At 68.4% G+C, this 23,655-nt stretch carries 18 protein-coding genes; 11 read left to right on the forward strand and 7 right to left on the reverse strand.

Going from position 1 to position 23,655, the window contains the following annotated elements; translation table 11 throughout:
* Positions 1-20 precede the first annotated feature (20 nt).
* Positions 21-1,178 carry a glycosyltransferase family 4 protein gene (locus tag H0264_RS19820; RefSeq protein WP_181578923.1) on the reverse strand — a complete coding sequence of 386 codons (1,158 nt, stop codon included), beginning with the start codon at positions 1,176-1,178 and terminating at the stop codon, positions 21-23.
* Between the two features lie 74 nt (positions 1,179-1,252).
* Complete coding sequence (locus H0264_RS19825) at positions 1,253-2,500, reverse strand: GNAT family N-acetyltransferase (protein WP_181578924.1); 1,248 nt, start codon at positions 2,498-2,500, stop codon at positions 1,253-1,255.
* Positions 2,501-2,655: 155 nt separating this feature from the next.
* On the opposite strand from H0264_RS19825, the gene H0264_RS19830 reads away from it, so the two are divergent.
* The 3 genes from H0264_RS19830 to H0264_RS19840 are packed head-to-tail and all read left to right on the forward strand — an operon-like array spanning position 2,656 to position 7,429.
* Entirely contained in the window at positions 2,656-4,098 is a 1,443-nt protein-coding gene (locus H0264_RS19830; RefSeq protein ID WP_181578925.1) for a polysaccharide pyruvyl transferase family protein, read from the forward strand.
* A 44-nt stretch (positions 4,099-4,142) separates the two neighbouring features.
* On the forward strand, positions 4,143-6,011 hold the full coding sequence (locus tag H0264_RS19835) for an oligosaccharide flippase family protein (RefSeq protein ID WP_181578926.1): 1,869 nt from the start codon (positions 4,143-4,145) through the stop codon (positions 6,009-6,011).
* A complete protein-coding gene (locus tag H0264_RS19840) occupies positions 6,008-7,429 on the forward strand; it encodes a P-loop NTPase family protein (RefSeq protein ID WP_181578927.1) in 1,422 nt (473 codons plus the stop codon). The genes H0264_RS19835 and H0264_RS19840 overlap by 4 nt, the downstream gene beginning before the upstream one ends.
* Here the strand turns inward: H0264_RS19840 and H0264_RS19845 are convergent.
* The gene (locus H0264_RS19845) at positions 7,420-8,034 is read right to left on the reverse strand and encodes an AMIN-like domain-containing (lipo)protein (protein WP_181578928.1); all 615 of its coding nucleotides are present in this window, start codon (positions 8,032-8,034) and stop codon (positions 7,420-7,422) included. The two genes, H0264_RS19840 and H0264_RS19845, sit on opposite strands and share 10 nt — an antisense overlap.
* 173 nt (positions 8,035-8,207) lie before the next feature.
* On the opposite strand from H0264_RS19845, the gene H0264_RS19850 reads away from it, so the two are divergent.
* Genes H0264_RS19850 through H0264_RS19860 form a run of 3 tightly spaced genes read left to right on the forward strand, consistent with a single transcriptional unit; the run spans position 8,208 to position 11,592 of the window.
* Positions 8,208-9,275 carry a glycosyltransferase family 4 protein gene (locus H0264_RS19850; protein WP_181578929.1) on the forward strand — a complete coding sequence of 356 codons (1,068 nt, stop codon included), beginning with the start codon at positions 8,208-8,210 and terminating at the stop codon, positions 9,273-9,275.
* On the forward strand, positions 9,272-10,393 hold the full coding sequence (locus H0264_RS19855) for a glycosyltransferase (RefSeq protein ID WP_181578930.1): 1,122 nt from the start codon (positions 9,272-9,274) through the stop codon (positions 10,391-10,393). The genes H0264_RS19850 and H0264_RS19855 overlap by 4 nt, the downstream gene beginning before the upstream one ends.
* Entirely contained in the window at positions 10,390-11,592 is a 1,203-nt protein-coding gene (locus H0264_RS19860; RefSeq protein ID WP_181578931.1) for a glycosyltransferase family 4 protein, read from the forward strand. Before H0264_RS19855 ends, H0264_RS19860 begins: the two co-directional genes overlap by 4 nt.
* Here H0264_RS19860 and H0264_RS19865 read toward each other — a convergent pair.
* From H0264_RS19865 to H0264_RS19875, 3 genes are read right to left on the reverse strand one after another with little or no spacing between them, the layout of a single operon-like run.
* Positions 11,556-13,124, reverse strand: a complete 1,569-nt coding sequence (locus H0264_RS19865; protein ID WP_181578932.1) for an O-antigen ligase family protein — start codon at positions 13,122-13,124, stop codon at positions 11,556-11,558. The two genes, H0264_RS19860 and H0264_RS19865, sit on opposite strands and share 37 nt — an antisense overlap.
* Positions 13,121-14,629, reverse strand: coding sequence for a P-loop NTPase family protein (locus H0264_RS19870; RefSeq protein WP_181578933.1), 1,509 nt, complete (start codon positions 14,627-14,629; stop codon positions 13,121-13,123). The genes H0264_RS19865 and H0264_RS19870 overlap by 4 nt, the downstream gene beginning before the upstream one ends.
* The gene (locus H0264_RS19875) at positions 14,626-15,960 is read right to left on the reverse strand and encodes a phenylacetate--CoA ligase family protein (RefSeq protein WP_181578934.1); all 1,335 of its coding nucleotides are present in this window, start codon (positions 15,958-15,960) and stop codon (positions 14,626-14,628) included. The genes H0264_RS19870 and H0264_RS19875 overlap by 4 nt, the downstream gene beginning before the upstream one ends.
* 181 nt (positions 15,961-16,141) lie before the next feature.
* Between H0264_RS19875 and H0264_RS19880 the strand changes: the two genes are divergently transcribed.
* From H0264_RS19880 to H0264_RS19895, 4 genes are read left to right on the forward strand one after another with little or no spacing between them, the layout of a single operon-like run.
* The gene (locus H0264_RS19880) at positions 16,142-17,491 is read left to right on the forward strand and encodes a nucleotide sugar dehydrogenase (RefSeq protein ID WP_244975881.1); all 1,350 of its coding nucleotides are present in this window, start codon (positions 16,142-16,144) and stop codon (positions 17,489-17,491) included.
* 8 nt (positions 17,492-17,499) lie between these two features.
* Entirely contained in the window at positions 17,500-18,519 is a 1,020-nt protein-coding gene (locus H0264_RS19885; RefSeq protein WP_181578935.1) for a glycosyltransferase family 2 protein, read from the forward strand.
* Positions 18,516-20,048: a lipopolysaccharide biosynthesis protein gene (locus tag H0264_RS19890; RefSeq protein ID WP_181578936.1), complete on the forward strand. Its 1,533-nt coding sequence runs from the start codon at positions 18,516-18,518 to the stop codon at positions 20,046-20,048. Before H0264_RS19885 ends, H0264_RS19890 begins: the two co-directional genes overlap by 4 nt.
* On the forward strand, positions 20,045-20,593 hold the full coding sequence (locus H0264_RS19895; protein ID WP_244975882.1) for a YdcF family protein: 549 nt from the start codon (positions 20,045-20,047) through the stop codon (positions 20,591-20,593). The genes H0264_RS19890 and H0264_RS19895 overlap by 4 nt, the downstream gene beginning before the upstream one ends.
* On the opposite strand, the gene H0264_RS38665 is transcribed toward H0264_RS19895, so the two are convergent.
* Complete coding sequence (locus H0264_RS38665; protein WP_244975883.1) at positions 20,562-22,910, reverse strand: heparinase II/III family protein; 2,349 nt, start codon at positions 22,908-22,910, stop codon at positions 20,562-20,564. The genes H0264_RS19895 and H0264_RS38665 overlap by 32 nt on opposite strands.
* 151 nt (positions 22,911-23,061) lie before the next feature.
* Between H0264_RS38665 and H0264_RS19905 the strand changes: the two genes are divergently transcribed.
* The gene (locus H0264_RS19905; RefSeq protein WP_181578937.1) at positions 23,062-23,640 is read left to right on the forward strand and encodes a serine acetyltransferase; all 579 of its coding nucleotides are present in this window, start codon (positions 23,062-23,064) and stop codon (positions 23,638-23,640) included.
* Positions 23,641-23,655: the final 15 nt, after the last annotated feature.

Below are 23,655 nucleotides of genomic sequence, written 5' to 3' on the forward strand. Positions count from 1 at the left end.
CTTGAGTCAGAGCTAGGTTGTCAGTACTTCGCGGCGACCTGGAGATACGTTTCGACTGTCTGCCGTGCGACCGCGTCCGGTTCGAACTTCTCGCGGGCCATGGCATGCCCGCGTGCGCCGAGTTCGGCGGCGAGTTCGGGGTTTTCGAGGACGGTGACCATGCGCTGCGCGAGCGCGCCGGCGTCCTGCGGTTCGACGAGGTAGCCGTTCTCGCCGTCGGTGATCATCTCCGGGATGCCGCCGACGCGGGAGGACAACACCGGCTTCCCGGCGGCCATGGCCTGCGCGAGGATGGTCGGCGACGTCTCCTCGTGCGAGAACATCACCACCGCGCGGGCCAGTGCGATCTCCTCGCGCAGCCGATCATTGTCGACCAGGCCGACGAATTCGACGTGCTCGTCGAGGCCCAGTTCGGTGGCGCGAGCGCGAATGGCGCGCGCGTAGCCGGCATTCGGCTGCGGGCCGGCCACGATCAGCCGTGCCTTCGGAACCTGCTGCACGGCAAGCGAAAACGCGTGCAGCAGTCCTTCGAGGTTCTTGCGTTCGGTGAGCACGCCGGCGAACAGCAGCCGCTGCTCGGTGGGGCCGGACGGGGCGAGCGCGAAGAACTCCGCGGCCGTCGGATTGGCGATGTTCACGTGGGTGCCGCGCACCATGCCCGCGACCGCTTTCGCGTCGTAGCCGGAAATGGAGATGACCACCTCGGCCTTGCGCAGCACTCGCCGCACCATGGCCTCGACCAGGTGGTACCGCACGCGTTCCTTGAGCCGGCACCGCGCCTGGAGTTTCGTCTCCAGGTGGACGAGCCCGTGCACCGTCACGACCGCGCGCGGGAAGACCTGGGTGGCGATATCGCCGCGCGAACCGATCTCCTGCGCGTGCACCACATCCGGGCGCAATTCGCGAATGATCTTGCGCGCCTGGCGCACATCCAGGAACGAGCGGGTCGCCACCGCCAGCCGGTCCTGCCCGCGCAGGTACCGGACCTCGACCTTGGGACCCTCCCGGCGCGTGTGCACGGTGGTCTCCCCGGTGTGGAAGCGCAGCACGGTGATGCGGTCGATCTCCGCGCGGGCGGCCAGGGCGGGCACGAGAGTGGCTGTGACGGACTCGATCCCGCCGACAATGCGGCCCGGCTCGAGCGGATAGGTCGCGATCATGACCACGTTCAGGCCCACGGTACTCCTCGATTGTCCCAGGGCTCCCAGATGTGCCCCCGGCCCAGCGCCCCCCTTGGCCTGGCACGGCGACTCTACCCCTCCGGACCCGTCTGCGCGCTGTGGTTGTCGTCGGTCAGACCCCACACCTCGACATCGTGAATGGTTCCGGCGGAATCGATTCGGGCTCCGGTGAGCACTCCTTCGCGCAGCAGCCCGCCCGCCGAGGCGAGCGCGGTGACCGCCGCGTCGGACGGGTCGACCACGGTCTCGAGCCGTTCGATGCCGAGCCGGCCGAAGGCGTAGTCGACGACGCGGCGCAGGGCGGTGGCGGATTCGGCGGACCGCTGGCCGTCGAGTTCGATGGCGAGCCCGACATTCTGCCCACGACAGTCGAGACCGATCCAGCCGAGCGCGTCGTCGGCGGCGAAGGCGTCGTAGCGCACCCGACCGGTGAAGCGGAATTGCCAGGGAGGGGTGCGTTTTCGCAAGATCACCGGCGGTCCGCCGCCCTCGCGGACGGTGAGTCGCGGGGGCAGGGCGACCGCTGCGCTGCCGGTCTCGTGCGGCCGGAACGGTGCGCCCAGGTAGTACCAGGCTGTCACCGCCAGCACCGTCGCGGGTGAGGCGGCCACCGCGTCGTGCCAGCGTTCGGCCCAGGAGGTGCGGGTGGACCCACCGGTGTCGCTGGGGATCTGCGCGCCCACGCCCGCGGCGATCAGGGCGGCCAGGTAGCCGCCGGCCGGGGCGCGGTCGGCGGTGACGGCCCAGAGTTCATGATCGCGCCGCTGCCCGTTCACGCTGATGGCGCGAATCATGGTGGCCTCGTGCGACATTCCGGCGAGCTTCACCTGATGCCGGGCGGCCCGATTGCCCACGCAGACCGGCGCGGTAATGCGATGCAGCCCCAGATCCCGGAAGGCGTAATCGCCGATGAGCGCACCCGCGACCGCACCCACCCCGTGTCCGGCATGCCGGGAATCCAGCCAGATGCCCAGTTCGGCGGAGCGATTGCGCGGATCGATGGGCGAGAGATTGCACTGGCCCGCGAATTCCCCGTCCACCAGCACGCTCAGGGCCAGCGAGCGGTGCATGGCACGCGCCCGCCGCTGGCGTAGGTACTCCCGGATCCACCAGGCCCGGGTATGTCGCTGCTCCCAGCTGAGCGCGGACGTGGTCCAGTACGGTTCGATGAATTTGCGGTCACGCAAGCGGATTCGGCGCCATTGGTCGAAATCCGACAATCGGGTGTTGCGAAGGGCAACCTGATGCCCGTCGACGACTACTGGGCCGAGTCGAACCCGGCGAAGGCCCCCACTGGTGACCGCGTTGTGCTGCGGCATAACCCAAAAGCTACCGGACACCGGGCGGGGCTGCGTCCAGGTCGGGGATAACTTGCAAAGACTCTGCGGGTGTGGCTAATTGAGATACCGTTGGCAGGCAAGGTAGGCCAACAGCAAGATGCGGGGATCCGTTGCCGTGACCGGGGGAGGTCGAGATGGAAGCCGGACTGCCGTGCGGTGGTGCCGGGCACCGCATCCTGATCGAGAACAGTGAATATTGGCTTCGCAACTACGGCGACCTCGCCATGCTCGACGTCACGGTCCGGCGGTTGCGGGAGCGGTGGCCGCACGCGCGCATCGGCATCATGACCGAGTCGCCGGCGCTGGTCGCGGCCTACTACCCGGACGCGATCGGCATCACTGTGCACGACACCGACCCGTGGGGGCGGCGGCGACTCGCACACCCGGTGTTCGCGGCCCTGGGTCCGGCCGTGGTCGGCCCGCCGGTGCTGGCCTGGCTGCGATCCCGGGCTTGGCTTCGGAGACAAGGGATTCGAGCCAAGGACGTGGTGAAGAAGAGGCTCGGCCGGGCTGCTCCCGAAGGCGCGGGCGCAGCCGTGGCGGCCGCTGCATCGGACACCGCCGCACAGACACTCGGCACTGCCGCGGAGACTTCCGGTGCTACCTCGCACGCTTCGAGCACCGCCCAGCGGGTCGAAGCGGATCGGCCGGGCGCCGCGCGGGCGGCGCGTGAGGCGTCGCTGGTGCTCGCGCTCGGCGGGGGGTACATCACCGACGCCGATCTGCCGCAGGCCGGTCGGGCGCTGGATCTGCTCGAATATGCCTGGGACGCAGGGGTGTTCGCTGCCATGGTGGGGCAGGGGCTGGGGCCCATGCGCAATCCCGGACTGCGGCGGCGGGCCGGGCAGGTGTGTGTGAAGCTGCCGTTGATCGCGCTGCGGGAGCGGCGGCGCGGGCCGGGGCTGCTGGATTCGCTCGGGGTGCCCTCGAGTGTGGTGACCGTGACCGGTGACGATGCCATCGAGCTGGCTGTCGACGCGCGAAAAGATCAGTTGGGCAACGCGATCGGCGTCTGTTTGCGGGTGGCCGGGTATTCGCCGGTGTCGGCGGGGGCGCAGTCGGCGGTGGGGGTGGCGGTGCGGGCGGCGGCCACCGAGAAGAGCGTGCCGTTGATTCCGCTCATCATTGCCGAGACGCCGGGCTCGCCCGATCGGGCGACGACGGTGCCGCTGGTGCGTGACAGCAAACATGCGGAGCGACCGGTTGGTCGATTCATCCGGGCGAGCGAGGTCGCCGAGCAGGTGGCGCGGTGCCGCGTTCTCGTCACCGGTGCCTACCATCTCGCGGTTTTCGCGCTGAGCCAAGGGATTCCGGTCGTCGGGCTCACCTCGACCGAATATTACGACGACAAGTTCCTCGGCCTGGACGACATGTTCAAAGGCGGCGTCCGGCTGATCCACCTCAATGATCCGGAGCTGGCGCAGCGGCTGCCGCTGGCCATTCGCGAGGCGTGGGACGAGGCCGAGGTGCTCCGCGACGGACTGCGCGCGCGGGCCGACGAGCAGGCCGCCGCCAGCCGGCAGGCGTTCGAGCGCCTGTTCGAGCTGGTGGAACAGAGACACGCCGAACATGCTTAGGGCGTTGGGCATACCGGCGATGCTGGGCAGGCACAGGGCACGGCATGCATAGGTTCGACGGGAATCCTCCGGATCGAGCCACGGTCCGGGCCTACGATCTGATCTGGCGGCACATCCACGATGCGCCGACCGAACAGCTGCCGATCATCGACGGGCCGCTACCGTCGGGGCTGGGGCGGGTGCGTTCGCGCGCGGCCGAGATCGCGCGCTCGGATACGGGGGAGTTCACGCCGGTCGGGGGACAGGGGGTGGCGGAATCCGTTGCGGTAGCGACGGGTATGCCTGGGGCGGAACAGGATCCGTCAGCCGAACGAAGTTTGCCGGGGGACCGGGACCTGTCCCGGAGTGCGGCCCATCCTGCCGAAAAGAATCTGACTCAGCGGATCGGTAGTGTTGCGGCGGCCTCGGCGGTCGCGCTGGTGGTGGGAGAGGTTGTCACGCTCGGGCAGACCGTGGCCCTCGCTCGGCTGCTGAGTCCCGCCGAGGTGGGCATGTTCGCGGCCGGGACCGTGCTCACCATGCTGCTGACGACTTTCGTCGAGGGCGGTCTGCGGGCCGGGCTGGTGCAGCGCGCCGACCGGGTCGAGGACGCGGCCGAGACGGTGTTCCGTGCCTCGTTCGTCAATGGAATCGTCATGACGCTCGGTGCTGTGGCGGCCGCACCGCTGATCGGGCTGGTGTTCCACAATCACACCGTCGGCCTGATCGCCGCGAGCACCTCCGGGTTCCTGCTCATCTTCTCGCTCACCAATGTGCCGGAGGGCCTGCTGCAGCGGGAGTTCAGTGTGAAGCGCCGGATCATCGTGGGACCCGCGGTGTCGGTGAGCTTCGCGGTGGTTGCTATCACCATGGCGGCCTTGGGATTCGGCGTGTGGAGCATGGTCGCGGGCACCTATGTGTCCTATGTGGTGTGGGTCGCCCTGACCTGGTGGCTGGCCAAATGGCGGCCCGGGCGCGGGCGCGCGTCGTGGCGGCTGTGGCGCGAACTCGCCCGCTACGGATCGCCGGTGGTGGTGAACCTGCTGGGCGCTCGCGCGCAGGGCATGATCGAGGCCGCCGTGGTCGGTCGCGGGCTCAGTTCCGCGGCACTCGGGCACTTCCGGTACGGGCAGCGCATCGCGCAGATCCCGGTTCGCTTCATTGTGGAAGTCGGTGCGTTCTCGCTGTTTCCGGCCTTCTCCCGGATCGCCGAGGATCCGGACAGGAGCCGGCTGGCGGGCGCGTACCTGCGGGCCATCCGGCTGGCCACGGTCGGCGCGGCGGCGCTGAGCGGACTGGTCATCGCGCTCGGGCAGCCCGCGGTGGTGCTGGTCTTCGGCGAGCCGTGGCGCGAGGCCGGTGCGGTCGTGATGGCCATGGCCGGGCTGGGGCTGGGCAAGGCGTGGATGAGCGTGAGCGAGGAAGCCATCAAGGGCGCGGGCCGCACCGGCCTGCTGAACTGGCAGACCGCGGTCGAACTCGTCCTCGGAATCAGTCTGCTGCTGGCCGGAATCCACTTCTTCGGGCTCATCGGTGTCGGCCTGGCCACCTCGGTGACAGTGCTCCTTGTCGCCGTGGTCGTCACCGGCATGGCGCGCTCGGTGATCGGCGTCCCGCTGCTGGCCTTCCTGCGCGCCGCCGTGCCGCCGCTGCCCGCGGGCGCCATCGCGCTGGCGGTGTGCTGGTGGCTCGAACATCAAGTCCTGCAGGCGGATACGCGATCCATCGCGCTCGGCATCGGCGTCCTGTTCGTGGACGTCGCGGCCTTCGCCGTGGTGTATCTGCTGGCCCTGTCCGTGCTCGCTCCGAGTGTCGTACGCGGGTTCGCCCGCTTGGTCATCCGGTTGGCAAGCCGCCTTATCGCACGTAACGGCAAGTCCGGGAATCCGATAACCGTGAACGCCGAACCCCGAATCTCGAGGGAGACGAATTGAACAGCGCGGTACGAGTTCACGTCAACCGGGTCTGGCGCCTCAAATGGCTCGTCCTCGCGATCGCCGTCGCGGCGCTCGCGCTGGGGTTCTATACGGTGCGGGACCTGGCGCCGATGTACACCAGCCGGGTGGCGCTCACGATCGGGTCGCCGAACCGGGCGCCGGAGCAGGACGCGGTGCTGTCCGTGGGATACGCGCAGTACTTCGAGGATCCGGCGTATCAGTCGAAAATCAAAGAGACAGCGGGCTTTCCGGACGGTGTGACGCTGGCGGCGCGCACCGTCGCCTCGAGCCCGATCCTGTACGTCGAAGCGACCGCCGAGACCGAGGCCACCGCCAAGGACGCGGCGGCCAAGGCGGGCAAGGCGTTCAAGGACGACATCAATGCCCGGCTGCGCGCCGCCCAGGAGGCGTCGATCGCGGCGGTGCGCAAGCCCTTCGACGATGCGCGCGCGGCCAACGCGCCGCTGTCGGAGATCAGCGAGACGCAGATGTGGGATCAGGTCAACCGCATCAATGCCGACACCTCCAACAAGCTCATCGACCTGCAGCAGGCCGACGAGGTGGTGCGCAAGGAGCCATCCTGGATTCCCGCGCTGGTGGCCTACGGGACCGGCGGGCTGGTGCTGGGATGCCTTGTGGCCCTGGGCATCGGGGCGGCCTCGCGGCGGCTGCGCACCGCCGACGACGTCGAGATCAAGGCCGAGGTGGCCGCGCTGGCGGTGGTGCCGGGGTCCTCCGGCAAGGAGGCCGCCGGGCGGGACCGCGCCCTCAAGCAGGTGGTCACAGCGGTCGGGCTGGCCACGCCGGTGCAGGACGCGGCGGTGACGGTCACCTCGCCGAGTTCGAGTGCCGGGGTCGAGACCGTTGCCCGTTCGATCGCGGAAGAGCGTGCGCGCCAAGGGGTTCGCACGATTCTGCTGCACGCCGATCTGCGCCGGCCGCGCGGGACCGGGGTCGGCGAACTGCTGGCCGGGCGCGCGGAACTGGAATCGGTGCTCGTGCCGACCTCGCTGAGCAATCTGCGGGAACTGCTGCCCGGCAGCACCGGCGAGGATCCGTTCACGGCGCTGAGCCGGGAACGCTTCACCCGGCTGCTGGCGGCGCTGCACGATCGCGCGGACCTCGTGGTCGTCGTCGCCCCGCCCGTGCTGGAGGCCGTGGAAGCCCAAGTCGTCGCGGCCGCAACGGGTTTGACGGTGCTGGTGTTCGAACAGGGCGTCACGAGAGCCGACCGGGCGCGGCGCGCGCACCGGGTGCTCGGCACGGTCGAGGCGAAGGTGCTGGGCGCGGTGCTCATCGAGAGCGCGGATACGGCCGGAGCCGAACCCGCGCCGCCCGCCCCGGCGCGCACGCCGCTACACGACGACGCGGTCTTCAGCGCCCGCGGTGCCGAGGCGAATACCCGTCAGCGGTGATCGATCTGGACGACGACGCGTGGGGGACCGGTGAGCGCCTGCACCTGGAACCCCACCTGGCTGCCCAGGCCGATGAACGCCTGGGTGATGCCGCGCCCGGTGGTGGCGTAGCGGACCTCGGTGACCAGCTTCATGGCCGGGTCGGTGAGCGTCTCGGGGCCGGTGTAGGTCTGCGTGGAGCGGAAGGGGCCGGCCGCCTCGCGAATCAGCACCTCGATGATGGACTGGCCCGCGATGGGCAGCACCGTGGGCTTGGAATCCGGGGCGGCGTCGGCATTGCGAATGGCCTCGGTGACGTAGTGCACCGCCCAGCCGGGCACCGCGGAGCCGGAGAACTCGAATATCACCTGATCGCCGGAAGGCGTTGCGGCGAGCGAGATCTTGGTCAGGACGATGGTCATCGCGTCCGGATCGGGCGTGCGGTTCTTGGCGGCGAACGGGTCGGCGGTCGCGGTGGTCGTTACCGGGGTGGGCTGCGGCGCTGTCTTGGCCGGCTCGCCGCACGCGGACACTCCGGCCGCGAGCACCAGCGCGCCCAGCACTGCCGCCGGTCTCGTCCAGCGCACCCGCTCGGCTGTGCGCGCGTAGCGCAGAAGAGCCACCATTTTCACCCCGTCGCCATCCTCGCCCCCGGTCGCGGCGGCGCAGGTAACGCCGCTGCTCGCACCGCAGATGATACCGAACGAATCGCGTAACACATTGGTATAAAACTAATTAGCGGTTTCAACGATGCACGGCGGGGTGCAGGGTGGACGTGGGATCGAATGAGGGGAAAAGCATGAAGCAGCAACGAGCCCTGTGGGTTTCGACCAGTAAATCCACACCGGGTGGCGTGGCGACCTATGTCCGCGACATGGAGCAGACGCCGCTGTGGAAGAACTGGGACATCCACCACGTGGCCACCCATCGCAAGGGCGGGACGGCCACCAAGATCGCGGCCTATGTGGCCTCGTTCCCGGTCTACTTCTATCAGCTGGTCGTATTCCGGCCCACCGTCGTGCACATTCACGTGTCCTCGTACGGCAGCTTCGTGCGCAAATACATCTTCGAGCTGATCGCGCGGGCGCTGCGCAGACCCGTTGTGCTGCATGTGCACGGCTCCGATTTCCGGGTTTTCTACGATCGCGGGTCCACGCTGCTACAGGCCGCCATGCGGGATTCGCTGCGCGGTGCGAAGGCGGTGATCGCGCTGGGCAATCCGTGGGGCGAGGCACTGCGTGGCATCACCGCCGACGCGCGGATCCTGGTGATCCCCAATGCGGTGGAACTGTCGACCAAGGTTAACCAGTTCCCCGAGGGCGAGGTGCAGGTGCTGTTCCTCGGCGAGATCGGCGAGCGCAAGGGCACTTTCACACTCCTCGATGCCTGGAAGCGCATGGTCGACGCCGCCGACGGGCCGGTGCGCGCCCGGCTCACCATCGTCGGGCACGGTGATTCCGATCGTGCCCGCAAACAGGTCGCGGATCTCGGCATCGGGGACACCGTCGAGGTGCTCGGCTGGGTGACCATGGAGCAGCGCGCCGAGATCGTGAACAACTCGCAGATTCTCACCCTGCCCTCGCTGCGGGAAGGTCAGCCCATGGCCATCCTGGAGGCGATGGCCAAGGGGATGTGCGTCATCAGCTGCCCCGTCGGCGGTATCCCGGACCAGATCCCCGAGGGCTGCGGGTTGCTCGTGACGCCGGGTGCGGTCGAGCCGCTGGCCGAGGCGCTGACCAGCGTGCTGCGCGACGACCAGCTGCGCGCGCGGCTGGGAACCGGTGCGTGGGAACGGGTTCGGGACGAATTCGACATCGATGTCATCTGGCGGCGATTCGACGCGCTCTACCGTGAGGTCGCCCGGTGACCCGACCGATCCGGCTGCTCTACGTGGTCCCGGATCTCGGCGTCGGCGGGGCCGAACGGCATGTGACGACCCTGCTGCCGAATCTCGATCGGGCCCGGTTCGATCCGTCGGTGATCTGCATCGGCGAGGAAGGCGCGCTGTTCGGTGACCTCGTCTCCGCCGGGGTGCCCGCGTTCGCCCTGCATCGCACGAAACGTCAAGCGGCAGCGGCACTGTGGGGCCTGGTGCGGGCCATGCGCAAGCAACGGCCGGATGTGGTGATCACCCGCGGATACAATGCGGAGGCGCTGGGGCGGATCGCGGCCTGGTTCGCGCGGGTGCCGAAAGCCATTGTGTGGGTGCATAATTACGGCGACAACGAGCCGCGCGGGCGGTTTCGCAAGACGGTGGACCGGGTGCTGGACCGGCGCACCTCGGCCTACTTCGGGGTGGCGCGGGCGCAGGCCCGGTATATGACCGACGATCTCGGCTATCCGGAATCCAAGATCACCATCATCTACAACGGCGTCGACGCGACGCCGTTCGAGACCTCCGACAATCGCGGTGCCGCAGCCGATCTCGGCATCACGCCGGAGGATCTGGTGGTCGGCATCGTGGCCACGCTGCGGCCGGAGAAGGACCACGCGACGCTGCTGCGGGCGGCCCGGCAGGTCGTCGATGCGCTGCCTGCCGCGAAGTTCCTGCTGGTCGGCGACGGGGAAACACGCGGCGCCATCGAAGCCCTGGTGCGTGAACTGGATCTGGGCGACCGCGTCGTGCTGGCCGGGATCCGCTCGGACATCCCCGCGCTGCTACGGGCCATGGATGTGGTCACGCTCAGCTCGCAGACCGTCGAGTGCTTCCCGATCGCGCTGCTCGAGGCCATGGCCGCCGGACGGCCGGCCGTGTGCACCGCGGTGGGCGGGATTCCGGAAATGCTCGTCGAAGGCGAGACGGGATACCTGGTGCCGCCGCGTGATCCGAGCCAACTGGCCCAGCGTCTGATCGAACTGCTCTCGGACGCGCCGACCCGCCAGCGCATGGGCAAGGCCGCCCGCGTCCGGGTCGAAACCCATTTCAGCCTGGCGGCGTCCACCGCGGCCGCCGAACAGGCGCTCGAGGAGGTCGTGCACCGGTGACCGGACACATCCTGATTCTGGTGGAAAATCTATCGGTGCCCTTCGATAGGAGGGTCTGGCAGGAAAGCCGGGCGCTCGTCGAGGCCGGGTACCGCGTCACGGTCATCTGCCCCATGGGGACCAAGCAGGACCGTGCCGCCGAGGTGACCCTGGAGGGCGTGCGGATACTGCGGTATCCGCTGCGTGCCGCCACGGGCGGACCGGCGGGGTACGTGCGCGAATACTCGCTGGCGCTGTGGCACACACTGCGATTGGCGCTGCGGGTGCGCCGCGAAGGCCCGGTCCACGTGGTGCACGCGTGCAACCCGCCGGATCTGCTCTTCCTCATCGCGCTGGTGCTGCGCATCGGTGGCACACGTTTCGTGTTCGACCACCACGACCTGGTGCCCGAGCTGTTCCAGTCCCGCTTCGAGGGCGGTCCCGGACTGCTGTACCGGGTGTCGATTCTCCTGGAGCGCTTGACATTCTTCTTCGCCGACAGCGTGATCTCCACGAACGAGAGCTATCGCCGGGTCGCCATCGAACGCGGGCGGATGGATCCTGAACGCGTCACCGTGGTGCGCAGCGCGCCGGATCTCTCGAGGTTCGTTCCGCGTGATCCGGACCCGGCCCTGCGGCGCGGAAAGACCTATCTGGCCGCGTATCTCGGTGTCATGGGCCCCCAGGACGGCGTCGACTACGCCCTGCGGGCCATCGCGCACTATCGAGATACCCTGCACCGCAACGACTGCCACTTCATCTTCATGGGATCGGGCGACGCCTACGACGATATGGTGGCGCTGGCGACGAAGCTGGGCATCGACGATATCGTCGAGTTCACCGGCAGAGTCCCCGACGAATTCGTCCAAACCTGCTTGTCCACCGCGGATATCTGCCTGTCGCCGGATCCACGCAACCCGCTCAATGACGTCTCGACCATGAACAAGGTCGTCGAATACATGGCCATGTCCCGGCCGCTGGTCTCCTTCGAGCTCATCGAGGCGCGAGTCTCCGCGGGCGAGGCCGCGATCTACGTCCCGGCCGATGACGAGGCCGCCTTCGCCGCAGCCATGGCCGAACTGCTCGACGATCCCATTCGCCGCAAGCACATGGGCGAACTGGGCCGGGATCGGGTGGAGCGCGAATTGTCCTGGGACACTTCGCGACAGCACCTGATCGCCTTCTACGAGCGGGTCTTCCGCCGGATCTCCGCGCGGTGAGCCCGGCCCGCTTCCAGCGGGTCCACACGAGGACGGTGGGTGGCACGTTCGGCGGCGCCCACCGTCGCTCCGGCCAGGGCGAAGACCATGGTGTTGGGATAGTCGAACAGGCGCAGATCCACGAACAGACCCGCCATGGTGAGCGACAGGAAGGCCGTGCCGGCAATGAAAGCCAATGGGCGGCCGAGGATTCCGTCGGCGGGCAGCTGCCGGTAGGCGAGGATCAGGCGCCGGGCGATGAGCACCACCACGGTGAGCCACAGCGCCAGGCCGATGATCCCGAGCTCGGCCAGAATGCCGAGCTCGTTCTCGTGTGAGGGGATGCCCAGCCCGCGCGTCCACGGGGTGTCGGGATCCCACTGCTGGTGGTGGTAGGTGTTGACCGAGACGAATCGGCCCAGACCCCAACCGCTCCAGGGCTTCTCGAGGAAGGCCCACCAGGCGGTGACGTCGGCATTGAGGCGGTCGTGGATCTCGTTCTTCGACCCGATGCCGCCGGATTTGCGATCGGAGCTGGTGAAGGCGCTCCAGTTCATCGCGATCGCCACCACCGCGGTGCCGGCGGTGACCACGAAACCGGTGCGATAGCCCTTGGCCAGCACCATGCCGAGGATGACGACCACCGCGAAGTTCAGCCAGATGGACCGGGTGTGCGTCAGGTAGATCGAATAGGCGCTGGCCGCAGCGATGGCGATCAGGCCCAGCTGCTGCCAGCGCGGACGCCGCTCGATCCCGAGCAGCACCAGCGACAGCACGAATCCGACAATGAGGATGAGGCCGTTGACCTCCGGCTGATTCGGCAGCCCGCACGCGCGATCCGGCCAGTTCGGGGCCAGCGCAATGTATTTCGGCCAGATCAGCGCCTCGGGCGCGTGGAACTGGGCGATGCTCACCCACGCCGAGTACGCGCCGCACACCAGCAGGGTGGTGACCATGAATCGCATGGATTCGCGGGTGCCGAAGATCATCCGCGACACCAGATAGGTGGCGAACGGGATGCCGGTGCCGATGATCAGGTAGCGCCACAGGTCCAGGTGCGCACCGGTGAGCGGGCTCAGCAGGGGCGTGAACTCGTGCGGCTGCAGAATCGAATTCAAATTCCACAGCAGGTAGAGCACCATGGCGAGTTCGATGGCGCCCAGCGAGACTCGGCGTTCGGGATGCCCGCGCACCCACACCAGCGCCGAGATGATCAGGCCGCCGAAGGCCAGGATGAACGGGTCCGACGTCGGCAGGATCTTGGGAATCGCGGGCCGCAGGAAGGTGGCCACCACCAGGAAGACGAACGCCCAGCGCGGATCACGCAAACCGATGACCACACAGACGGCCGCGAATCCGGCTGCGGCCGCCGCGGTTCCGACGCCGCCCGGCGCCTTGTCCGAGACCATGAGCAGGGCCACCACACCCACCGCGAGGCAGGTCGCGATGGTGGCGACATAGCCGGCGCGACTCGCGAGCGGTGCGACCCGGTGCGCGATCGGGGCCACCCGCTCACCGAGCGAAGGCGACGGGGCCGGTGCAGGAGCCGTCATGGGGTGATCCGGGCGGTGGCCAGCGGATCGTGCACAACCGGTTCCGGGCGGGAACGGTGCGGCAGGCGTAGCCATCCGCGCCGGTTCGAGGTGTCGACCAGCACGGCGCCCAGCACCTCGGCGCCGACCTGATTGATCGCCTTGACCGCCTCGTGCACCTGATCGGAGGTCGTGACGCCGCGCTCGATCACCAGCACGGTGAGGTCCGCGAGGTCCGCGACGATCTGCGCTTCGGGTGCGGTGCTCATGGGCGGCAGCCCGATGACGACCAGATCGGCGTCCTGTCCGGCGGCAGCGAGCAAGGCGCGCACGCGATCTCGATCGAACAGGCCGTACGGGTCGGCTCCGGCCGCGCCGGGCGCGATCTCGGAGAAGCCGTCCGGACCGCGCGCCGACCGCAGCGCCCGCATATCGCGAATGGCCCCGCGCAGGAATTCGGCCACGCCCGGCGCGGGGGCGGTGGGCCAGCCGCTGCGCAGATCGGCATTGACGAAGACTGTGCGCGCACCCTGCGCCGCGCGTTGCTCGGCAATGCCGCGCGCCAGGCTGTCGCCACTCGGACCCGACGAAACCGGGGCCACCGCAAGGGAAGTCGGCGAACCGGTGCTGGACTTCGCGATCAGGTTGGCCACGTGTCGCAGCGCCACCTGCCGTTTGCCGTCCCGGGCCGGGGTGCCGCCGGGCGGAATCACGTCGAAGGTCTTGACGCCGGTCTTCTCCACCACGTCGTAGTCGGTGTACAGCCGCCGCGTCGCCGCCCCGGCCATGAGGGCAACCACGCAGCCGAGCACGAGCCCGCCGACCAGCCCGGTGGCGAGCGTGCGTTTGCTGCCCGTGCCGTTCGCGGTCGCGCCCGCCCCGGCCTGCATGATGGTCAGCCGGTTCGAGCCGTCGGCATTGAGTTCGTCGATGGCCTGCTGCAATTGGATCTGCGCGGTGAAGGCATTCGGGTCCTGCGCATTGAGCCGGTCGTTCCAGGCCGCGCGCATGGCCGAGGTCATCTCGGCGGCGGTGGCGGCGCGGTTGGCGTCGAGACGGCCGTTGATGTCGTCGGCGTACAGCTGCGCGATCTTCGGTGCGGCGGCCTTGGCGGCCTCCGGGGTGTCCGCCACGACCTGGATGTAGAACAGCGGACTGGCCACCACGAAGGTGGCCGAGAAATTCGAGACGCCGGTGGGGAATTCACGCGACTGCTTCAGATTCGACTGATACGTCGGATCGTTCAGATAGTAGGTGTAGCCCTGCGCCAGAATCGCGTCCTCGGTCGGCGGCCGCGAGGTGGAGCCCGCCGAGACGAGCACCCGGCTGGTGTAGGTGGTGGCCTGACCGCTCACCGACAGGTACGCGCCGGCGAACACGGCCACACCGATGACAGCGACCAGGAGCCGGCGCCGCCAGATCCGGTCGATCAGGACTTGAAACGTATTCGTCGTCAACGGTCCCCCGCCCAGCTGTGCACTGCGGCATCCCTTCGGTTCACGGTTGTCGGTGAAATCGCTGCTCACTCCAGCGTTATTACGTCACCGGACTCGACAACCGCCGACTTCAGCTTGCCACTCGGCGACCGCGGCAGGGAGTCGACCACGCGAATATCCACCCGCTGCCCCGGACCGAACAGGCGGGTCACGGCGGCGCGCACCTCCGCGGCGCACTCGTGCTCCGAAAAGCCGTCGCCGGGAACGAATCTCACCTCGAAGACACCCGGGGCGCGCTGGGCGATCTGGGCCTCGCGCAGGCCGGTCAGATCATCGAGCACGGTGGAGCCCAGCGGGAGCGGACGGCCGTCGGCGGAGGTGAAGATATCGTCCACGCGACCGTCGACGGTGCCGAGCAGGGGGAAGGCACGGCCGCACGGGCAGTTCCGCCCGGGTTCGGGCGGGCGCACCTCGTCGCCGGTGCGGTAGCGGAACAGTGGGAATCCCGTGTTGTGCAAGGGGGTTCCGACGATCTCCCAGCGGTCCTCGCAGCCTTCGAGCGGGACGAGTTCGACGATGCCGTAGTCCGGGAACGCGTGATAGCCCCCTTCCTCACAGGTTCCGGCCAGGGCGACCCGTTCGGTCTGGCCGTAGTGGTCCACGATCGGGGCGGTGTAGACCTCGCGCATGAGAGCCTGCTGGCCGGGTGTCATCATCTCCGAGGACGTAATGATCGCGCGCACCGGGATTTTCACGCCGCGATCACGCAGCAATGCCGCCAGCAGCGCGATGCTGGAGGGCCAGCCCTCGATGGCGTGCGGGTCGAAACGCTGAATATCCTCGATGATGGCGTCGATGCGCTCGGGCGTCAGATAGAAACTCGACACCAGCAACTGGCCCGCACCCGGCAGCAGCAGGGTGGGGCGGTCCGCGCCGCCCGAGGCGAAACCATTGCCGCGCAACACAACCCGGCGCGAATCCGCGGGCACGCCGAACCAGCTCCACTGCCGTTCCAGCGCGGTCAGCTCGAGCACCGAGGAAGTCATGGTCCGGTAGACCTGAACCGGGCGGCCCGACGAGCCACTCGACATGGCCGGCCACATCAGCCGGCGCGGGCGGGTGCGGAAGCGATCGGCCCGGCCCACCAGATCCGCTCGCGAAATCAGCGGCAGCCGTGGGAGATCGGCGAGCGTGCGGATCGAGGACGGGTCGATGCCGTGGTCGCGGAACCACTCGCGGTAGAAGGGGGAGCGCGCGGCGGCGATACCCACCAGTTTGCGCAGACGCTGCTCCTGGAAGGCCCGGATGGTCGCGGCATCGGCCCGATCCAGGGTGGCGAGTGTGCGGCGCAGTGCGCCGCGGCGCGGATGAACACGCCTGAGCCGGTGTTTGAAGCTCAGGCTCGAGTCTTGATATGTCATTGTTCAGCAGCCCCCAGCCGGCATCCCCGCGGACGTCCCCGGCATCTGTTCTTGTCTCACCCCGACAGCGACGTCCACGGTAACGCCGCGTATTGCACGGCACGATGATAACTCCGACGAATCACGTAACACATTGGTATAAAGCTAATCAGCGGTACAACGATGCGTGGTGGGGTGCAGAGTGGACGTACAAGACCGTACGGGCCTGGAATTGACCGTCAGTGTTTTCGGACTCGGATACGTGGGCTGTGTTTCGGCCGCCTGCCTGGCCGCCCGGGGGAACGCCGTCATCGGCGTGGACGTGAATCCGCAGAAAACGGAGTTCATCCGGCAGGGGAAAACGCCGGTCGTGGAGGAGCGCATCGGCGAGCTCATCGCCGGGGTGGTGGCCTCCGGTCGGCTGACCGTCACCGAGGACGTGGCGAAAGCGGTTGCCGCCAGCGATATTTCGATCGTATGCGTGGGCACGCCGTCCGCACCGGGCGGTGGGCTCTCGACGGCCTATCTCGAGCGGGTGAGCGAGGAGATCGGGGCCGCGCTGGCGGACAAGGACGGCCGGCATGTGGTCGCCTATCGCAGCACCATGGTGCCGGGCACCTGCGAGAGCACGCTGATCCCGCTGCTCGAGAAGTCCTCCGGCAAGCGCGCCGGAATCGATTTCGGGGTGTGCGTGAACCCGGAGTTCCTGCGGGAGGGCAGCAGTGTCCGCGATTTCGAGAATCCACCGAAAACCGTTGTGGGCGAGACCGATACCCGGTCCGGGGCCGCTCTGATGAGCCTCTACGACGGCCTGCCCGGCCCGCGCTTCCGGGTGCCCATCGCGGTCGCCGAGATGACCAAATACGTGGACAACAGCTTCCACGCGCTGAAAGTGACCTTCGGCAACGAGATCGGCGCGCTGTGCTCCGAACTGGGCCTGGACTCGCACGCCGTCATGGACATCTTCCTCGCCGACACCAAACTCAATATCAGCTCCGCCTACCTGCGGCCCGGCTTCGCCTTCGGCGGCTCCTGCCTGCCCAAGGACGTGCGCGCACTGAATCACACTGCGCGCCAGCATGATCTGGAATTGCCGGTGCTGCAGAACGTGCTCGTCTCCAATGAGGCGCAACTGCGCCGGGCGGTCGACCTGGTCATCGCGCTGGGGCGGCGCAAGGTCGGCATCTTCGGGCTGTCCTTCAAGGCCGGCACCGATGATCTGCGCGAAAGCCCCATGGTGGAGTTCGCCGAACGACTCCTCGGCAAGGGCTACGACGTGCGCATCTACGATGCCAATGTGGCGCTGTCGCGGCTCATGGGGGCCAATCGCGCCTTCATCGAGGAACGTCTGCCGCATATCGGCGAACTCCTCACCGACGATATCGAAACCGTTGTCGCACACGGCGAAATCTTCATCGCGGGCACCGCCGAACCGGAGGTGGTGGCCGCGGTGGACCGCCTCGCGCCGGAGCAGACCGTCATCGACCTCGTCCGGCTGCCCGGCGCCGCCGAACGCCGCAACCGCCCCGGCTACCTGGGCATCGGATGGTAGGCGAATCCATGGGAACCCAGCCGCCTCCGGCATTCAGCTTCCTGACCACCGCCTACAAGACCGAAGACTACCTGCGCGACACCATCGATTCGGTTGTCGCCCAGACGATCCCGGACTGGGAGCTGGTGGTCGTCGACAATGGCATGTCCGACGAGATCGCCGCCATCGTGGGCGAGTACGCGGCATCGGACCGGCGCATCCGCCTGGTCCGCCAGGAGAACAAGGGCTACGACGGTGGCGTCATGGCTGCCGCCGCGGCCGCCACCGGCCGGTACTTCGTGGTGCTCGACAGCGACGACCAGGTCCTGCCCGGCTACTGCGAGACCATCCAGCGGGCCTTCGACGCCGAACCGGACATTGCCGCAGTCGGTTGCGACGCCGTGCGATTCGACGACACCGGCGCTGATCTCCCGGTCGGCTACTACCGCTCCACCAATGTGAAGCAGAAACCCGACCCCACCAAGCGACTACGCCTCGCCGACCTCCTGGGCGGTCTGGTCCCGTACTACACCGCCGCGGTCCGCCGTGAGGCGTGGGAAGCGGTGGGCGGCTACGACCGCGGCGGCCAGGAACTCCACGAATCGGTCGCCATCTGGATCCGCATGGTCCGCGACTACGACATTCGCGTCCTCCCACAGCGGCTGGCCCGCTTCCGCATCCGCAGCGACTCCATGTCCCGAGACCCCGCCAAGGTCGAAGCCTTCATGGCCGAACTCGAACGCTCCTTCGCCTGGGCCGCACCGGAGGACCCGGAAGCACAAGCCGCACTGGACAAAACACTGCGGACATTCCGCTACCACGTGCTCCTGCGCCGCGCCCAGCTCGCCTTCCTCGACCGCGACGACAAGGCGGCCGCCCAGGCAGCGAAAGACGCATTCGGACAGCGCAAGACCGTGCGCGCGGCGGCCATCGTCGCGGCAGTCAGCCTGTTCCCCGGTGCACTGCGGCGGGTGCATCCCGTCAAACAGGAGATCTCCGGCCGTGTCGCTCGGGTGGCGGGCCGGGTCGTCTCCGCCGTGCAACGGTGACACAAGCGGACAAGTCGCCGACAGCGGGCGTTCCGCAGGAAGCGGAGGGCGCTTCGGCGGCGGGATCGTCGCAGGGCGGGCTGCTGGGCATCCTCAAGCGCGGCGCGGTGATGTCTGCGGTGGGCGTCGGCGCGGTTCAGATCATCGGCCTGGTGCAGACGTTGGTGCTGGCGCATCTGTTGTCGCCCAGCGAGGTCGGGGTGTTCGCGGCGGGGACATTTCTTACCGCGTTCGTGGTGGTGTTCTCGCACAGTTCGCTGAGCCATGCGTTGATTCAGCGGCGCGAGGATGTGGAAGACGCGGCGGAGACGGTGTTCTGGGCGACTCTGGTGTCGGGGGTGCTGATCGCCGCAGTGCTGGTGGCAACGGCTCCGGTGCTGTCCAGGGTGTTCGGGAATTCGCAGGTGGGGGCCGTGGCGGCGGTATGTGCCGGAACCGTGGTGTTCACCTCGCTGCTGGCTGTGCCGGATGCCATGATGCAGCGTAGTTTTCAGTTCAAGCGGCGGATCGTTGTCGATCCGGTGAATGCTGTCGCGTTCGCGGGGACGTCGATTGTGCTGGCGGCCAGTGGGTTCGGGGTCTGGTCGATGGTGGCGGGGTATTACGCGGCGGTCGTGGTGTCGGTGGTGGCCTCCTGGTGGCTGGCCGGTTGGCGACCGCTGCGGGGACGGTTCCGGTTCGGACTGTGGCGAGAGCTGGCGGGGTTCTCGCTGCCATTGCTGATCGAAAGCATTGTGGAGCGGGCGGTGGAGGCGGCCGAGGTGGTGCTGGTCGGGCATCGGTTGCAGACCGCGGCGCTCGGCAACTATCGGAACGGTCGGCGGCTGGCCTTCGTGCCGGTGATGGCGATTCTGCAGATCTGTTCGTATGTCTTATTTCCGGCGTTCGCCGCTATTGCCGGGGAGCCGGAGCGGTTCAAGCGCGGATTCATGACCGCGCTGCGGTGGATGTGGCTGGCGGTGGTGCCGGTGTCGGCGCTGCTCGGGGCCGTGGGGGAGCCTGCGGTGGTGTTGTTGCTCGGGCGGGAGTGGCGGGGTGCGGGGCAGCTGGTGTCGGTGATGTGCGGGGTGGGAATCGGATTCGCGCTCATGTCGGTGAGCGCGGAGGCGTTGAAGGGTGCGGGGCGGCCGCAGCTGATCAACTGGATGACGGTGGTCGGGGCGGTGTCGGTGCTCGGGTTGGTGGCAGCGCTGTTGCCGCTGGGTTTGCCGGGGGTGGGGCTGGCGCTGTCTGTTGCCATGCTGCTCACGGGACTCACCGGTCTGTTTCTTTCGCGTAGCGTAGTCGGGGTGACTCGTGGCGAACTCGCGCGCTGCCTGATACCTCCCGTCATCGCCGGCGTGCTCGCGGCGGTGGCCATCGGCCTGCTCGAACTGACGGTGCTGCACGCGGGTGATCGCGGGGTGGCCCCGGGGCTCGGGCTTGTGGTGCTGGAGGCGCTCGGCTTCGCGGGCCTGTATGTGGTTGTGCTGTCGGTGATTTCGCCTTCGACGCTGGCGCCGGTGTGGTCGGCGCTGCGGCGGAAGTGAGGCGGTCGCTGCGCCGCACGATCCTGACGGCACTGATCGTGATCATGGCGCTGGGTGGCGCCGGGGTGCCGGTGTACGTGCGGCCACAGGTCGATCCACTGCGCCGCGCCGACGCCATTCTGGTGCTCGGCGGCAACGGCGTGGACAGGTATCTGTTGGGACTGGAGCTGGCGCGCCAGGGGTATGCGGAGAATGTGCTGTACTCCAACCCGTTCGGCGCCGACACCGAACTCGACGAGGTGCGCGAACCCTGCCGGAGTCAGTACACCGAATTCACCCTGCGATGCTTCGCCCCCGATCCGCCCACCACGGTGGGGGAGGGCCGGGCGCTGCGCCGCATCGCGAGCGAAAAAGGCTGGCGCACCATCATTGTGGTGACGATGGTGCCGCACCTGTCGCGGGCGCGATACATCCTGGAACAGTGCTTCGACGGTGAGCTGATCATGACACCCAGCGATGAGAACCTGTCGGCGGGATACATGGCGTGGCAGTACGTATATCAGACCGCGGGCTTCATGCGGGCGTTCCTCCAACGCGGCTGCTGAGCTCGACCGTGCCGTCCCGGGTGGTGTCGATGAACAGTGCGCGAGCGGAGTCGCCGTCGCGCCAGGTCACGTGGATCTCTGTGCCGCGCTGCTCGATTCGAACATCCCGAGTCGGCTGTGCGCCGTCGTGCAATGGCGTGAGAACGGTGGCCACGGCGAAAGGTGCTGTGCCGCAGGCCCGCGCGCCGATCAGCCAGGACGGTTCCCGTGACTCCAGTAGCCCCGCCCACCATCCCAGTGCGGTGTCCTCTTCGCCGCGTAGCTGATTCGGCTCGAGCGGCGCCGTCGCGGCGTACGTCACCGCGAGCACCGCCGTGCCGTCCCGGAGCACCAGCTGCCCACTCTCGGTCGCCTCGGCCGCCAGCGCTGGATGCAGCGGCCAAGACACTTGCGCCGCATGGCTTTCCATGCCCGACAGCAGATCGACGACCACCACCGCCGACGCGTCCGGCGGCGCGACGAGCCATCGCCGGTGGGTCACCGGATCACGCAGCCGCCGATACCCGCCGTGCTCGGCGTCCACCACACCGCGCACGAGATCCACCGCCCGCACCCGCACCTCGGCATGCTCCGTCCAGAGGAACGGCCCGCCGATCACCGACTGATCCAGATCATCCACACACACGGTCGCATGCGCGCGAGTGCTGCGGCACGCCGCCCGCCACTCCGGATGGCCGTAATAGCTCGGCGTCCCCGGATCTCCGATCAGATCCTGCCCGTCGACAGCGAGCGTGACCGCCAGCGCATCGGCGTGCCCGTGCGCGGCGATCGACAGAAATCCCAGCGGCCCGACATCCATGAGCACGCGCAGGTCGCCCGGCCGCAGCACCACCACACCGCCGTCGGGCGCATAGGCGCTGCGGGACAGCAGGGTTGGTTCCGCGTGCCCGGCGCCCGGCCGTTCGCCGGCCCCGGCTCGCGATATGGCTCGCCCCGGGGTGGACCCCAGCAGGCCGCGGGCGCGCACGATTGTGCCCGGCCCAGCCCCTCGTGGATCGCGTCCGCACCCGTCTCCCTGGGCGACCCTGTGAACCTGCGGGTCGCTGTCCCCGGGCGCGTCGGTGTCACCGTCGTCCGGGCAGCTTTGTGCCCGACCGGCGATTGCTCGCGAGACACTCACTGCCGCAGCCGTGTTCGTGCTGAGCGCGGTCCTCGACCAGGCCGCCGATATGGTTGTGGCAGCGACGCTGGAGTCGGTGTGCGGGGGGAGAATCGCGGCTGTGATGCCCAGGTGCTCGCGAACCGTCCGGACGTTCTCGGGGCCGAGCCGCAGGGCGAATCCCCCGTCGTCGTCGCCGTATCGGGGTGCCGGGTCGTGCTCGCCGACGAGCGTGGCGAGGTAGTGGGAGCTGCGTTCGATCGTCGCGCCGATCTCGTGGGGCGGTTCGCCGCGCAGGGACAGCAGCGCGTAGACGATGGCCAGCAGTTCGGCGGTGAACAGCTGGTAGCCGACGGCCTGTTCGGCTCCCGCGCCATCGGGGAGGATCTGTCGCTCACCGTGGTGGATGAGCAGCGCCAGCGCGTCGCGTTCCCATCGTGCGGCGGAAGGCAATTCGGGCAGCAGGATCGCGACCGCGGCCAGGCCCGCCAGTTCGCCGATCAGGTGGTTGTTGGCGGAGCTGAACAGTGAGCGTTCCGCCCAGCAGCGCCGGGCGCTCTCACCGAGGAGCGTGACGATTTTCGCGAATCGCTCGGGGGTCAGGCCGGGTGCGTCCCGTAAGCCTTGGACCCCGATCGCCACCGAGATCGCGCGGATGCCGCATTCGAACGCGCCGCGCCAGGCAATGCCCATGCCGGGTGGATTCTGTTCGAGCCAACTGTCCAGGTGCTCGAATGCCTTGTCCGCGAAGCGATCTTCGCCGGTGAACAGGTACGCCTGGGCCAGCCAGGGCAGATGCTGGAGGCGGTTGAGCTCCCAGATCCATTTGGGGTCACCGGCGGCGGTGCGGTGGTCGATGCGTTCGGAAGGGACGCGGGGCCAGTGTGTTCCGGACAGCGGATCGAAATTCCAGTCGATGTCGGTGCCGATGTCGATGGGCGGATACCCGAAATACCGCACTTTTCCGGCGAGGATCTGCTCGGCCGCCGCGATCACCGCTTCGGCTTCGGCGGGATACTCGGCCGCGATGCGCAGGGCCCGTGCGCGATCAAGCAGTACCGGTCGGTCGGCACCTTCACGGAAGCGCCGCAGCAGGACATTCCAGTCCGGCTCCTCCCGCCCGAACAATCCCGCGCGCGCGGACTCCCACGTCACCCGCCGCCGAGCCACGCGATGGCGCAATCGCCCTGCCCGCCACAGGATCTCCCGCCCGCTCATCGACCGCAGCCGACGCGCGTACCAGCCGACACGCCCCACTGAAACCCTCCCTACGAGGCGATCCTCACCCACGCTGTATCGCCCTCGCAGAGCACGACGATACAGCCTGCGACGGTTGAAAACCTGTCGAGTCGTGGGGGAGGATCAGGCCGTGATCGACTCCAAGGAGAGTCTTCGGCACTACCTCGCCGAGGATCTGGCCGCGCACGGTCTGACCCGGTGGCGGGCGCATTATCGCCTCACCCAGCGCATCCCGTACTTCCAGCGGCTGCTGCGCAAGTCCGAGTACTGGGCGAATGTGCGCACCGATCCGATCGGGCGGGTGGTGTTCACCTGGTATCAGCTGCGCACCAAACTCCTCGGCGAGCGCATGGGATTCACGGTGCCGCGCAATGTATTCGGGCCGGGGCTCTCCATCGCGCACGTGGGACTGCTGTGCGTGAACAGCGGTGCGCGGGTGGGTGCGCGCTGTCGTATCCATCAGGGCGTGACGCTGGGCAATGCGGGCGAGGGACGCTGGCCCGTCATCGGGGATGACGTCTTCATCGGCCCCAATGCCGTCGTCCTGGGGGCGACCGTCGGCAATCGGGTGGAGATCCGCGCGGGAGCCGTTGTGCTGCGCGATATTCCGGACGGCGCACACGTCGCCGGGGTGCCCGCCAAGATCATCAGCCGGACCGGTGAATCACCTGTCGCCGAGGCGTCGCTCCCCGCCCCGTCGCAGCCGTAAACCTCGAATTCGCAA

The sequence above is a fragment of the Nocardia huaxiensis genome, assembly GCF_013744875.1.
Classification (GTDB): domain Bacteria; phylum Actinomycetota; class Actinomycetes; order Mycobacteriales; family Mycobacteriaceae; genus Nocardia; species Nocardia huaxiensis.